A 14,478-nucleotide genomic window follows, 5' to 3' on the forward strand; every position below is an offset into this window, starting at 1 on the left:
CAAAGAAAAAGGACGGTGCAAAGCATGCGTAAACCAATTATCGCAGGTAACTGGAAAATGAATAAAACTCTATCTGAAGCAGTTAGCTTCGTAGAGGAAGTAAAAGGTCAAATCCCAGCAGCTTCAGCTGTTGATGCAGTAGTTTGCTCTCCAGCTCTTTTCTTAGAGCGCTTAGTAGCAGCATCTGAAGGAACTGACTTACAAGTAGGTGCACAAAACATGCACTTCGAAAAAAATGGTGCATTCACTGGCGAAATTAGCCCAGTAGCACTTAGCGACTTAAAAGTAGGCTACGTAGTACTTGGCCACTCTGAGCGTCGTGAAATGTTTGCTGAAACAGATGAAACAGTAAACAAAAAGACTCTTGCAGCATTTGAACATGGTTTAACACCAATCGTTTGCTGTGGTGAAACTTTAGAAGAACGCGAAAGCGGAAAAACATTTGATCTAGTAGCAGGTCAAGTGACAAAAGCACTTGCAGGTTTAACAGAAGAGCAAGTGAAAGCAACTGTTATCGCTTATGAGCCAATCTGGGCTATCGGTACAGGTAAATCTTCTTCTTCTGCAGATGCAAATGAAGTATGTGCGCACATCCGTAAAGTTGTTGCAGAAGCTGTTTCTCCAGAAGCTGCAGAAGCTGTTCGTATTCAATACGGCGGTAGCGTAAAACCAGAAAACATTAAAGAGTACATGGCACAATCTGACATCGACGGCGCTTTAGTTGGCGGTGCTAGCTTAGAGCCAGCTTCCTTCTTAGGCCTTCTGGGGGCGGTAAAATGAGAAAGCCAACAGCTTTAATCATTCTTGACGGTTTCGGACTACGTGAAGAAACTTACGGGAATGCTGTAGCACAAGCTAAGAAACCTAATTTTGATGGTTACTGGAACAAGTTTCCTCACACAACGCTTACAGCATGTGGCGAGGCAGTGGGTCTTCCAGAAGGTCAGATGGGTAACTCTGAGGTTGGTCACTTAAATATCGGTGCTGGCCGCGTAGTATATCAAAGCTTAACACGTGTGAACGTTGCAATTCGTGAAGGTGAGTTCGATAAGAACGAAACATTCCAAAATGCAATTAAAAGCGTAAAAGAAAAAGGTACAGCTCTTCATTTATTCGGTTTACTTTCTGATGGTGGTGTGCACAGTCACATGAACCATATGTTTGCTCTTCTTCGCTTAGCAGCAAAAGAAGGCGTGGAGAAAGTATACATCCATGCATTCTTAGATGGCCGCGATGTTGGACCACAAACAGCAAAAGGTTATATCGATGCAACAAATGAAGTAATTAAAGAAACAGGTGTAGGACAATTCGCGACTATCTCTGGTCGTTATTACTCCATGGACCGTGACAAGCGCTGGGATCGCGTTGAAAAATGTTACCGTGCTATGGTGAATGGCGAAGGACCTACTTATAAATCAGCACATGAATGCGTAGAGGACTCTTATGCAAATGGTATCTATGATGAGTTCGTATTACCATCTGTAATTGTTAATGAAGATGAAACGCCAGTTGCAACAATCAATGATGATGATGCAGTAATCTTCTATAACTTCCGTCCAGACCGCGCAATTCAAATTGCACGTGTATTTACAAACGAAGACTTCCGTGAGTTCGATCGTGGTGAAAAAATACCTCACATTCCAGAATTCGTATGTATGACACACTTTAGTGAAACAGTAGATGGGTACGTGGCATTTAAGCCAATGAACCTTGATAACACATTAGGTGAAGTTGTTGCGCAAGCGGGATTAAAACAACTTCGCATCGCGGAAACTGAAAAGTATCCGCACGTTACATTCTTCTTTAGCGGTGGTCGTGAGGCTGAATTCCCAGGAGAAGAACGTATCTTAATTAACTCACCGAAGGTTGCAACGTATGACTTGAAACCTGAAATGAGCATTTACGAAGTAACCGACGCTTTAGTAAATGAAATCGAAAATGATAAACATGATGTTATCATTCTTAACTTTGCAAACTGTGATATGGTTGGCCATTCTGGGATGATGGAACCAACAATTAAAGCAGTAGAAGCAACTGACGAATGTTTAGGAAAAGTTGTAGAAGCGATTCTTGCAAAAGATGGTGTAGCACTTATTACTGCGGACCATGGTAATGCTGATCAGGAGTTAACTTCTGACGGTGGGCCAATGACAGCTCATACAACAAACCCGGTTCCTTTCATCGTTACAAAAAATGATGTTGAGCTTCGTGAAGGCGGTGTTTTAGGAGATATCGCTCCAACAATGCTTACACTTTTAAATGTGGAACAACCGAAAGAAATGACAGGTAAACCAATTATTAAATAATTAAATTGCATATATAAAAGGAGAGAAAATATTATGTCAACAATTATTGATGTTTATGCTCGCGAAGTCTTAGACTCTCGTGGTAATCCAACTGTAGAAGTAGAAGTTTACACAGAAAGCGGCGCATTCGGACGCGCTATCGTACCAAGTGGTGCATCTACTGGTGAGCACGAAGCAGTAGAATTACGTGACGGTGACAAATCTCGTTACCTTGGTAAAGGTGTTGTTAACGCAGTAAACAACGTTAACGAAACTATCGCTCCAGAAATCGTTGGTTTTGACGTAACTGACCAAGCTGGTATCGACCGTGCTATGATCGAATTAGATGGCACTCCAAATAAAGGTAAATTAGGCGCTAACGCTATCCTTGGTGTATCTATGGCAGTAGCTCACGCAGCAGCTGACTTCGTAGGTCTTCCATTATACCGTTACCTTGGTGGATTCAATGCAAAACAATTACCAACTCCAATGATGAACATCATCAACGGTGGTTCTCACGCTGATAACAACGTTGATTTCCAAGAGTTCATGATCTTACCAGTTGGTGCTCCAACATTCAAAGAATCAATCCGTATGGGTGCTGAAGTATTCCATGCATTAAAAGCTGTATTACATGACAAAGGTCTTAACACTGCGGTAGGTGACGAAGGTGGATTCGCTCCAAACCTTGGYTCTAACCGTGAAGCATTAGAAGTAATCATCGAAGCTATCGAAAAAGCTGGTTACAAAGCTGGCGAGAACGTATTCTTAGGAATGGACGTTGCTTCTTCTGAGTTCTACAACAAAGAAACTGGTAAATACGATCTTACAGGCGAAGGCCGCAGCATGACTTCTGCAGAAATGGTTGATTTCTACGAAGGTCTTTGCAACGACTTCCCAATCATTTCTATCGAAGATGGTTTAGACGAAAACGACTGGGATGGCCACAAATTATTAACTGACCGTCTTGGCAAAAAAGTTCAATTAGTTGGTGACGATTTATTCGTAACGAACACTCAAAAACTTGCTGAAGGTATCGAAAAAGGTATCTCTAACTCAATCTTAATTAAAGTTAACCAAATCGGTACTTTAACTGAGACTTTCGAAGCAATCGAAATGGCTAAACGTGCTGGTTACACAGCAGTTGTATCTCACCGTTCTGGTGAAACTGAAGATGCTACAATCGCTGACATCGCAGTTGCAACGAATGCTGGCCAAATCAAAACTGGTTCTATGAGCCGTACTGACCGTATTGCTAAGTACAACCAATTATTACGCATCGAAGACGAACTAGGCGAAATCGCTGTTTACGATGGTTTAAAATCTTTCTATAACTTAAAAAAATAATTTAAATGTAGTTTTTAATTGTTTAAATTAAGTGATAAAAAACCTCCTATTTATGATAGGAGGTTTTTTATATGTTTGTAATGCATGTGAGTTAACATCAATAAAACAATTTAATATAATGAACCTGTGATATAAATAGAAAATGTTTAATCAAGAGAGGAAATGGGGTAATGGGAATGGTTAAACTGAGTACAGCGATAGATAATGAAGAATCTAATGAAATTACAGAATGGTTAGAAAAATACATTTTTCCAATTGATTTTCTGGAAGACTGCTACTTTGATGTAAACACCATTTTATATTCAGTCAATTTAGCCAAACATCATACAATAGTATGTTCAATTGTTCATAATTCCGAACCCGCCACTTTTTCTCCAGAAGAGCTAAACGCAGCTATATTAGAAGGGTGTAGAAAAACAGGACTAAATGAAGGGTGTTACTATTTTAACGTTAATGTTCATGATAATATTGCAAGGGTAGTAGAGAGTATTGGATCATATAGCTTAAAGAGAGCGGAAAAGAACTATGCGCTATTTCCATTGTATTACCTATTAACAGAAAACAGAGCAGTTGAAGGTGGCACAAGTTATACGGGGCTTATTGGAAGGAATAAAGATTGGATGCTAACAATTGAATTTGCAACGAAGATAAATTTCATAGTACATGGGAGTAAAGAATTTTGTGATGTAGTATATCAGGCATTATATAAAAAGGACACTAGGTAACGTATTAGTGTTCTTTTTATGTTTTTTTAGGACAAATTTTTAGGGATATTGTGAACTTGATTCACATATTTAAAGAAATCTATAAGAGAATATTTCTTTTTTTAAAATAGCAAATCCCAAAAATCAGAAAATATAAACTTTTTATTTTAGGTCAATGTTTTTGACGTAAATTAAGCTCGGAAACCCAGTCATACCAAGGGTGTAAGCGTATAACATATGCTATTTTCTTTGTCAAGTTGATAAATTGCAGCTTTTTACAATTTATACTATGATAAGAATAGAAAACAGAAGATCGTATAAACATGAGGGATGATGAACATGAAGTTTACTAAGATTATTGTCCAAGTTGTAGCTCTTTACGTGTTTTACATGATTGGAACATGGGTGCAAGAAATGTTGAATATTCCAATTCCAGGTAGTTTGATTGGCTTATTTTTGTTGCTTATTTTACTTAGCATGAAGGTTCTTCCTGTGAAATGGTTTGATTTAGGAGCAGAAACACTCGTTGCGATTATGCCGTTTTTATTGATTCCACCAACGATTGGCTTAATGAATTACGGTGCTTTTTTTATGAGTAAAGGAATTTCTCTTTTCATTACAATTGTAGCGAGTACATTTTTAATTATTATTGTCGCAGGACATACAGGACAATATCTTGCGAATAGAAAGGAAAAAGAAACGCGATGAGCCAAATATTAATCGGAATTGGTTGGGTTATTCTTACATTGTTATTATATCAATTATCTAAAAAGATTTATAAAGTATTGCCAACACCATTTACCATTCCAATGCTTGTAGCAACAGCATTAATGATTGTCTTATTACTTGTGCTGGATATACCATACCAAGCATACATGCAAAGTGGTGGCGGCTGGATTTCAAAACTGCTTGGTCCAGGTGTGGTAGCATTTGCTATTCCATTATATAAACAGCGTCATGTGTTGCAAAAATATATTGTACCGATTGCGGGTGGTGTATTAGTCGGAACAACAGTTGCGATTGCAAGTGACTTAGCGATTGCAACGCTTATGGGAACAGATAAAAGTTTAATTTTATCTTCTTTACCCAAATCCGTAACAATGCCAGTTGCAATGAGTGTATCTGAGCAAGTTGGCGGCGTTCCATCATTAACAGCAGCATTCGTTGTTGTAGCTGGGATTACAGGAACAATTACAGGTCCGCTTTTATTGAAATGGAGCCGCGTTACAAACTCTGTTGGTAAAGGGATTGGTTTTGGATGTGCATCACATATTATGGGTGTGATGAGAGCGATGAAAAACAATGAACATGAAGGTGTTATTGGATCGGTAACAATGACATTGACGGCTATTTTAACTTGTCTGCTTGGACCGCTATTTGCAACCATGTTTATGTAATAGATGAAAGCGAGAGCAATAGGAACAGCTCTCGCTTTTCTGTTGGATTTGTGCTACAGTTAAATTAACTGAATCTTTGTAGGAGGTACGCCAGGTGCATACGTTATTATCAGTTTTACTTATTATTGTATCGATTTTTATGATTGTTATGGTACTTATGCAGTCTAGTAATAGTTCAGGCCTTTCAGGTGCTATTTCAGGCGGTGCAGAGCAATTATTTGGTAAGCAAAAAGCACGCGGAATTGAAGCGGTATTAAACCGTATTACAGTTGTTTTAGCTGTACTATTCTTTGCACTAACAATTGGAGTTACGTACTTAAGCATATAAGTAAAGGTCTTGCTTTTTGACAGATATGAAAAAAGAAGAAGCGTTAGCGGATTCGCGCTAATGGTTCTTCTTTTTTTGTCTCATTTGTATTTCATTATTCGCAAAAAGTTTCTAATTAGATTATGGAAATGGAACTATGGTAAACTAAGGGTAGAAACAATACGACTAGATTACAGAAGAGAAAGAGGAGAAGAAGATGATGAAATTAGCATCTCCGAAACCATTTACATTTGAAGGTGGAGACCGTGCTGTTTTATTACTACATGGATTTACGGGGAATTCAGCTGATGTACGTATGCTCGGGCGTTTTTTAGAGAAAAAAGGCTATACTTGCCACGCCCCAATTTATAAAGGTCATGGTGTACCGCCAGAACAACTTGTTCGTACAGGTCCTGAAGACTGGTGGAAAGATGTTATGGCTGCGTATCAACAGTTGAAAGATCAAGGATATGAGAAAATTGCGGCTGTTGGACTATCACTGGGCGGTGTATTCTCGTTAAAACTTGCTTATACAGTACCGATTTTAGGTGTTGTACCAATGTGTGCACCAATGTACATTAAGAGCGAAGAAATTATGTACCAAGGTATATTGGCATATGCACGTGAATATAAAAAACGTGAGCAGAAATCACCAGAGAAAATTGCAGAAGAAATGATGGAATTTAAAAAGACACCAATGAATACATTAAAAGCGTTACAAGATTTAATTCGTGACGTACGCAATAATGTTGATATGATTTATGCTCCAACATTTGTTGTACAAGCACGCCATGATGAAATGATTAATACAGACAGTGCAAACATTATCTATAATGGTGTAGAGTCCACGTTAAAAGAAATTAAGTGGTATGAAGATTCTACGCATGTTATTACGCTTGATAAACAACGTGATGAGCTACACGAGGATGTATATAACTTCTTGGAGCAACTAGATTGGTAAGATCTAGTTGCCTCTTTTTTTCATGAGGTATTAAAACCATTCTTTTTAGGGTGGAAGAGAGGGTCCGTCGATGGATAGAAGTGGTCAGTGCCTTTTTTCGCCCCATGCCGTGTGAGAACAGAAGGAGAGAATGAGTGGAGGTCTTCTTTTATAGACGCAACGTAGGTTCCAATAAATCAAAATGGGTTTATATAGAAATAAACTTTTAAGATGAGGATTACGCAGCAGAATAAATGGTGAAAAACGAGTGTTTATAGAAGTTTCACTTTATATAGAGTCAATGTTTCGGATACACTAAATAATATGAGGATTTAAAGGAGGTATTTGTGCTTGGAAGATATCATTCAAGAACATATTGATAAATTATTGTTATTTATGAAAGAAGAAGCGTATAAGCCGCTAACGATACAAGAATTAGAAGCTGCTTTTGGAATTGAAGATTCCGCTGGCTTTAAAGATTTTGTAAAGGCACTTGTTATGATGGAAGAAAAGGGACTTGTTGTTCGTACACGCAGCAATCGCTATGGTCTTCCAGAAAAGATGAATTTAGTGCGCGGTAAGTTAATTGGACATGCACGTGGTTTTGCATTTGTCGTGCCGGAAGAGAAGAAGACAGGGGACGATGATATTTTTATCCCGCCCACAGAATTAAATGGTGCACTTCATGGCGATACAGTGTTAGCTCGTATTAATTCACAATCTAGCGGATCACGCCAAGAAGGTACGATCATTCGTATTGTAGAACGTGGTACGAAGGAACTAGTTGGTACATATACAGAATCAAAAAATTTTGGATTTGTACTTCCTGATAATAAACGTTGGACAAGTGACATTTTTATTCCGAAAAGTGCATCTATGGGTGCGGTAGAAGGGCATAAAGTTGTTGTGAAAATTACAAGCTATCCGCAAGATCGTTTAAGTGCGGAGGGAGAAGTTATTCAAATTCTAGGTCATAAAAATGACCCAGGGGTAGATATCTTATCTGTTATTCATAAACATCATTTGCCATTAGCCTTCCCGGAAGATGTAATGGAACATGCGAACAGTGTACCAGAAACGATTTCAGAAGAAGATTTAAAAGACCGCCGAGATCTTCGCGATCAAATGATTGTGACAATTGATGGTGCAGATGCAAAAGACTTAGATGATGCGGTAACAGTAACAAGGATTGAGAATGGTAATTATAAACTTGGTGTTCATATTGCGGATGTAAGTCATTATGTCCATGAAGGATCTCCAATTGATGTTGAAGCAGCAGAGAGAGCAACGAGTGTGTATCTTGTTGACCGTGTAATTCCGATGATTCCACATCGTTTATCAAACGGAATCTGTTCCTTGAATCCGAAAGTGGATCGCCTTACACTATCTTGTGAAATGGAAATTAACAATCTTGGTGATGTTGTGAGCCATGAGATTTTCCAAAGTGTCATTAAAACGACAGAGCGTATGACATACGCTGATGTAAGAAGTATTTTAGAAGATGAAGACGAAGAGTTAATTAAACGTTATGAGCCATTAGTACCGATGTTTAAAGAGATGGGTCAGTTAGCGCAAATCTTACGTGAAAAACGTATGAGACGTGGTGCGATTGACTTTGACTTTAAAGAAGCAAAAGTACTAGTAGATGAAGAAGGTAAACCGACAGATGTTGTAATGCGTGATCGTTCGGTATCAGAAAAGCTAATTGAAGAGTTCATGCTTGTTGCCAATGAAACGGTAGCAGAGCATTTCCATTGGATGAACGTACCGTTTATGTACCGTGTCCATGAAGATCCGAAAGAAGATAAATTAGAGCGTTTCTTCGAATTTGTAACAAACTTTGGCTATGCGGTAAAAGGACGTGCGAATGAAATACATCCTCGCGCGCTACAACAAATTCTTGAAATGGTACAAGGGCAGCCTGAGGAAGTCGTGATTTCAACAGTTATGCTTCGTTCGATGAAACAAGCTCGTTACGATGCAGATAGCTTAGGTCACTTCGGTTTATCAACAGAATTCTATACACATTTCACATCACCAATTCGTCGTTATCCAGATACGATTGTTCACCGATTAATTCGTGAATATATTATTAACGGTAAAATTGATAACGAAACACAAGCAAAATGGCGTGAAAAGTTACCAGAGATTGCAGAGCATTCTTCTAATATGGAACGCCGTGCTGTTGAAGCAGAACGTGAAACAGACGAACTGAAAAAAGCAGAGTATATGCTTGATAAGATTGGTGAAGAGTACGATGGTATGATTAGCTCTGTAACAAACTTCGGTTTATTCGTAGAGCTTCCAAATACAATTGAAGGTCTTGTTCACGTTAGCTATTTAACGGATGATTACTATCGTTATGACGAACAGCACTTTGCGATGATCGGTGAACGTACAGGTAACGTCTTCCGCATCGGTGATGAAATTACAATTCGCGTTATTAATGTAAATAAAGATGAACGCGCAATTGATTTTGAGATCGTCGGTATGAAAGGCACTCCGAGACGTAAATTTAAAGATCGTCCAGTTGTGATTGAGCAGCCAAAAGACGGTAGAAAGAGACGCAGTGGTCGCGGCGAACGTAATAATGAGCGTGGTAGCGCACGTGGAAATGAACGTGGAAATGAACGTGGTAGCGGACGCAAACCCGAACGTGGTGGGCAAGGAAAAGCATCCGGTCGTCCAGGACAAAAAGATGGCAATGGTAAAAAGAAAAAGCCATTCTTTGAAAATGTTCCAGGATTTAAGAAGAAAAAGAAAAAGCGTAAGTAAGAGAGAGGTGGCTTCGCTTATATACTGAGCGAGCCACTTCCGCTTTTCTTATAGGATCCAGCTTCAGTGGCTAGAATCTCTGGTCGTTTCGCTCCCTTGGACGAAGCAAAAAGCGCTTCTCTGTCGGGAGCTCCAACGCCCCGAGATTTTAAACGAGCCACTTCCGCTTTTTAATAACATTTGTTACAATAGTACAAATAGAGGAGGGACAGATCATGCCAAAAGGTAGTGGTAAGGTTATTGCACAAAATAAAAAAGTATTTCATGATTATTTCATCGACGAAACATACGAAGCAGGGCTTGTCCTTCAAGGAACGGAAATTAAGTCTATTCGCGCCGGACGCGTAAACTTAAAAGATGCTTTCGCACGTATACATAATGGTGAAGTTTGGGTATATAATATGCATATTAGTCCATATGAGCAAGGGAATCGTTTCAATCATGAGCCGCTTCGTACAAGAAAATTACTTCTTCATAAGAAAGAAATCGACAAGCTGATCGGGTATTCAAAAGAGACAGGTTATACACTTGTACCAGTTAAAATCTATTTAAAAAATGGATTTGCGAAAATGGCACTTGGTGTAGCACGAGGGAAGAAACAATATGATAAGCGTCATGATTTAAAAGAGAAGGAAGCGAAACGCGAAATCGCACGTGCATTCCGTGATCGTCAAAAGATGTAATACAGAAATTTACATTTGTAAAATATTGAACGTATGATATAATAATTCATGTAAGGCCAGTGAACATTGAAAAACAGCTCATTAAGTAGCTATCACGAATATACTTCGTATGCTCCATTCTTATATGGGGACGTTACGGATTCGACAGGGGTAGTTTGAGCTTAAGTTGCGAGTCGAGGGGATCGGCCTCGTTAAAACGTCAAAGCCAATAACTGGCAAACAACAAAACAACTTCGCTTTAGCTGCTTAATACAGCTTAGCGGTTCCTCCCTCCATTGTCCATGTGGTAGGGTAAGGGACTCAAACTAAGTGGACTACGCCGGAGTTCGCCGTCTGAGGGCGAAGGAAGAGAACAATCAGACTAGCAACTTGGAAGCCTGTCGATAGGCCGAAGAGTTTGCGAAATGCCAATATATCGACTACACTCGTAGAAGCTTAAGTGTCAATATCTTTGGACGTGGGTTCGACTCCCACCGTCTCCACCAATACATATTTGGTGGTTTTTTTATTTTGTTGTGATATGAACCATAAGTTTGCCGAAACGGCAAGCTTATGGTTCTTTTTGTTTGTGGTAAAGTGATTGTTCTGAAAAATGAAGTGGATAGAGAATACGATTGTTGAGTATGTAATGTTTTTATGTAAAAGAATCAAAAAGTGACAATGGCATAAAAAATAATTCCATTTATAAAAAATAAAGAAGTTGGTATAGTACCAGCTTCTTTGTTTTCTTTCATATCCATACCGCTTTCTCCTTCATATATTTGTATATTATTTTAGTATAACGTAAATGTTTAGATTGAAAGTAGAATATTTAAAAGTATCTTGTTTAAATTTATCTCGCATTAACGGACAGTAACACTCCCACCTCACAATCCAGCGAAAGCAAAGAAGTTAGGTGGGAGATGAACTATCCGTAAAAGCCCGATTGGTGAGGGGGAATAATCAGTGGAATAGGAAGAAAACCACTTCCTAAGTATTGGAAGTGGTTCTCGCTTTCTTGTAGAAATAGATTACTAGCAAAATACCTATGACAATACTAATGATAATCGTTAGTGTAATATACATGGGGTCTTTATTTATTTCATTTGGAATAACTCGCTCTAAAAGTGGACCGATACATATCGTGAATGCTGTTAAAATTGTAATCCATGATTTTGTATATAGTGCGAACAAAATAAAAATAAGGATACATACGCCGGCGATGATATAGTTTTGCGTAGTAGTTGCTACAAAGTAATCTGTATCAAGTCGTCCATCTAACCAAAAATAAAAGCCAACCCATCCACCGATCGCAATGAAATGAGCTGCTACTAAAAGAAGAACTGAATTTTTAGTAGATGGGTATACTTTTGGAATTCCTTTAAATAGCGTAAATGCAAATATAACAAGGGCCAAGAATAAAGGTAATGATCCAAATAACAATATGTTTTGTGAAATCTTGAACTGCCCTCTTACTGCTGGAGCAAAGCACATATAAGCAAGAATAACTAAAATCGCTGCAGGAATGATTACGAGCAATCCTTCCTTGTCTACAGGTAGTTCTTTCCCAATATTCTTCATATGCTGTTTACGACTTTTTCCAATAATATGATCTACACTCTGTCCTCTTTTTTCAACTTCCGTTAAATGAACTTCTAGTTCGTCCACTATTGTATTTATATCCTCATCTTTTTTTCCGCGTTGCAGTAAATACATTCTGAGTTCAATTAAAAATTGTTCAGACTTTGTTGATAACATTCTATTCGCCCCCTTTATTAATCACTTTTTCAACAGATAGCTTTAAATCAGTCCAGCGCTCTTTAAAGTTAGCTAATTCTTTCGCCCCTAATTCTGATAGCTGATAGTACTTCCGCTTAGGGCCAGCAGTTGATTCCCTTAATACGCTCGTAACCAATCCTTCTTTTTGCATACGTAATAGTAATGGATAGATCGTGCCCTCACTAAAAGAGTGAAAACCATAGCTATGTAATTTCTCTGTTAATTCGTAACCGTATATTTCACCTTCTTGAATGATGGCTAAAATACAACCATTCAAAATCCCTTTTAGCATTTGCGTTGAGTCAGCCATTTTAGCCCTCCTGTTCGTATATCTTTTTATCCCGCATTAACGGGCAGTAATACTCCCACCTCAAAATGCGGCGGAAGCAAAGAAGTTAGGTGGGAGATAAACTGCCCGTAAAATCCCGATTGGTTCAACTAATAATCAGTGGGGGATGAAGAAAACCCCCACTGATTAAAGTTTCACTTTATATATCTTGTGATACAAGGGATATAATTGTGAGGATACCTTGCAATGCAAGTGTTGTAATAAAGGTAACATAAAATTAACTTGTAATGCAAGGTATGTGAATTAAATTTCAATGGTATTTCTCAATGTGCATATAAGTATGCTTTACAGGATTATGTACTTATTTTAGGAGTGATGATTATCAAATGTTAATTTCTGAATATTAAATAAAATTAATTCGTACGATAAGACTTGCTTATACGAGGAAGAAACTACGATTTAACGCTTCTGCAATTTATATAGCAGGATAATTTTGCTATAATATATGAGCATGACATATACGTAGAGGAGTGCTAGAAAATGCGATCATTTAATATCGATGAATTTATTGCGAGTGTTTTACAATGGATATTAAATACAGCTCTAATCATATTATCCATCGTTCTATCTATCTTTTTAATTAATGAAACGATTACATTTATACAATACATATTTTCCGCAAAAAAATATACGTCCTATAAATTAGTTGAAAGCATTATTGTTTACTTTTTATACTTTGAATTTATCGCATTAATTATTAAGTACTTCAAATCGAATTATCATTTTCCATTACGTTATTTTATTTACATAGGAATTACAGCCCTAATTCGATTAATTATTGTTTCTCATGAAGAGCCATTTGAAACATTATTATATGCAGGATCTATTCTCATTTTAGTGATTGCTTTATATATATCTAATATGAGGGATTTGAAGAAACATTAAATATGATTTTGATGCAAAAGCTATATCGTATATGAAACTACTTTTGCATGAATTACATAAAGCATACTAAAAAGTAGTGTAGACCAAGGTATTGGTTCGCACTACTTTTTTAATTCTAGTGATGAAAAGAGACAAAGCGTATGTTTACTTCCTCCTTGACCTTCAAGTTACTTGAAGGATTAGAATGTGAGTAGAGAGTTGTAAGGGAGCGTTTTGAAATGAAAACTGTTGAGAAATTAAATGAAGAATGGAGATTGAAAAAATGAGTCAAGAACCTAAACTGCGCCCATTAGAACGAGAAGATTTGAAATTTGTTCATGAACTTAACAATAATGCACATATTATGTCTTATTGGTTTGAAGAACCTTATGAAGCTTTTGTGGAGTTGCAGGATCTATATGATAAGCACATTCATGATCAAAGTGAACGTCGATTTATAGTAGAAAAAGATAATAATATGATTGGATTAGTTGAATTAGTGGAGATTGATTACATTCATCGAAGAACAGAATTTCAAATTATCATTGATCCAAAGTATCAAGGATATGGTTATGCAGCGTGCGCAACCCGTTTAGCGATGAATTACGCCTTTTCAGTATTAAATATGCACAAACTTTATTTAGTGGTAGATAAAGAAAATGAAAAAGCTACGCATATTTACAAAAAAGTCGGCTTTACGATTGAAGGCGAGTTACAAGATGAATTTTTTGTTGATGGTAACTACCATAATGCAATCAGAATGTGTATTTTCCAGCATCAATATTTAGAAATGAAATCATAAGTTTTAATGTATGATGAAAAATAAATATTTATTTGATGTACTGTTTTAAATATATAAAAGGAAGCATAACTTAGGGTTATGCTTCTTTTTTGATTGTCCAAGGGTATGCTTCATCGTTAGTAATAAACAAAGAAGGCTCAATCTTTATAAAAAGATGGGCTTTTTTGTCTAATCATATATCCAATTATAAGTTTTTGATAGTAGAAGGCTAATATCAAAAAGAAAGTAATGATAAAGCTTTGAATGGATTAAATTTCCGTACATCAG

14 protein-coding genes and 1 other RNA gene are annotated in these 14,478 nt (G+C 37.4%); 13 read left to right on the top strand and 2 right to left on the bottom strand.

The window, feature by feature from the left end:
- Window positions 1–24: 24 nt before the first annotated feature.
- The 11 genes from tpiA to ssrA all read left to right on the top strand — a co-directional run bounded on the left by tpiA (window position 25) and on the right by ssrA (window position 10,923).
- The gene (gene tpiA / locus AC1DIT_RS01165; protein ID WP_016112483.1) at window positions 25–780 is read left to right on the top strand and encodes a triose-phosphate isomerase; all 756 of its coding nucleotides are present in this window, start codon (window positions 25–27) and stop codon (window positions 778–780) included.
- The gene (gene gpmI / locus AC1DIT_RS01170; protein ID WP_016112482.1) at window positions 777–2,306 is read left to right on the top strand and encodes a 2,3-bisphosphoglycerate-independent phosphoglycerate mutase; all 1,530 of its coding nucleotides are present in this window, start codon (window positions 777–779) and stop codon (window positions 2,304–2,306) included. Before tpiA ends, gpmI begins: the two co-directional genes overlap by 4 nt.
- Window positions 2,307–2,339: 33 nt before the next feature.
- Entirely contained in the window at window positions 2,340–3,632 is a 1,293-nt protein-coding gene (eno, locus tag AC1DIT_RS01175) for a phosphopyruvate hydratase (RefSeq protein ID WP_016112481.1), read from the top strand.
- Between the two features lie 176 nt (window positions 3,633–3,808).
- Window positions 3,809–4,357, top strand: coding sequence for a hypothetical protein (locus tag AC1DIT_RS01180; RefSeq protein WP_229161399.1), 549 nt, complete (start codon window positions 3,809–3,811; stop codon window positions 4,355–4,357).
- Between the two features lie 318 nt (window positions 4,358–4,675).
- On the top strand, window positions 4,676–5,044 hold the full coding sequence (locus tag AC1DIT_RS01185; RefSeq protein ID WP_016112479.1) for a CidA/LrgA family holin-like protein: 369 nt from the start codon (window positions 4,676–4,678) through the stop codon (window positions 5,042–5,044).
- On the top strand, window positions 5,041–5,733 hold the full coding sequence (locus AC1DIT_RS01190; protein ID WP_016112478.1) for an LrgB family protein: 693 nt from the start codon (window positions 5,041–5,043) through the stop codon (window positions 5,731–5,733). The genes AC1DIT_RS01185 and AC1DIT_RS01190 overlap by 4 nt, the downstream gene beginning before the upstream one ends.
- A 94-nt stretch (window positions 5,734–5,827) precedes the next feature.
- Window positions 5,828–6,061, top strand: a complete 234-nt coding sequence (gene secG, locus AC1DIT_RS01195) for a preprotein translocase subunit SecG (protein ID WP_016112477.1) — start codon at window positions 5,828–5,830, stop codon at window positions 6,059–6,061.
- A 199-nt stretch (window positions 6,062–6,260) separates the two neighbouring features.
- Window positions 6,261–7,001: an alpha/beta hydrolase gene (locus AC1DIT_RS01200; protein WP_140386031.1), complete on the top strand. Its 741-nt coding sequence runs from the start codon at window positions 6,261–6,263 to the stop codon at window positions 6,999–7,001.
- A 330-nt stretch (window positions 7,002–7,331) separates the two neighbouring features.
- Window positions 7,332–9,755 (top strand): ribonuclease R, encoded by a 2,424-nt coding sequence (rnr, locus tag AC1DIT_RS01205; RefSeq protein WP_016131097.1) that lies wholly within the window; start codon window positions 7,332–7,334, stop codon window positions 9,753–9,755.
- 215 nt (window positions 9,756–9,970) lie between these two features.
- Window positions 9,971–10,438: an SsrA-binding protein SmpB gene (smpB, locus tag AC1DIT_RS01210; protein ID WP_001123909.1), complete on the top strand. Its 468-nt coding sequence runs from the start codon at window positions 9,971–9,973 to the stop codon at window positions 10,436–10,438.
- Window positions 10,439–10,564: 126 nt separating this feature from the next.
- Window positions 10,565–10,923, top strand: a transfer-messenger RNA (tmRNA) gene (gene ssrA, locus AC1DIT_RS01215).
- Window positions 10,924–11,407: 484 nt separating this feature from the next.
- Here ssrA and AC1DIT_RS01220 read toward each other — a convergent pair.
- The gene (locus tag AC1DIT_RS01220) at window positions 11,408–12,175 is read right to left on the bottom strand and encodes a hypothetical protein (RefSeq protein ID WP_016132394.1); all 768 of its coding nucleotides are present in this window, start codon (window positions 12,173–12,175) and stop codon (window positions 11,408–11,410) included.
- A gap of 1 nt (window position 12,176) precedes the next feature.
- Window positions 12,177–12,506 (bottom strand): PadR family transcriptional regulator, encoded by a 330-nt coding sequence (locus AC1DIT_RS01225; RefSeq protein ID WP_016132393.1) that lies wholly within the window; start codon window positions 12,504–12,506, stop codon window positions 12,177–12,179.
- Window positions 12,507–13,025: 519 nt separating this feature from the next.
- On the opposite strand from AC1DIT_RS01225, the gene psiE reads away from it, so the two are divergent.
- Window positions 13,026–13,430, top strand: a complete 405-nt coding sequence (gene psiE / locus AC1DIT_RS01230; RefSeq protein ID WP_016112471.1) for a phosphate-starvation-inducible protein PsiE — start codon at window positions 13,026–13,028, stop codon at window positions 13,428–13,430.
- Between the two features lie 262 nt (window positions 13,431–13,692).
- Window positions 13,693–14,211 (top strand): spermidine N1-acetyltransferase, encoded by a 519-nt coding sequence (gene speG, locus AC1DIT_RS01235; RefSeq protein WP_016112470.1) that lies wholly within the window; start codon window positions 13,693–13,695, stop codon window positions 14,209–14,211.
- Window positions 14,212–14,478 lie beyond the last annotated feature (267 nt).

It is taken from the genome of Bacillus sp. 05T22 (assembly GCF_056396765.1).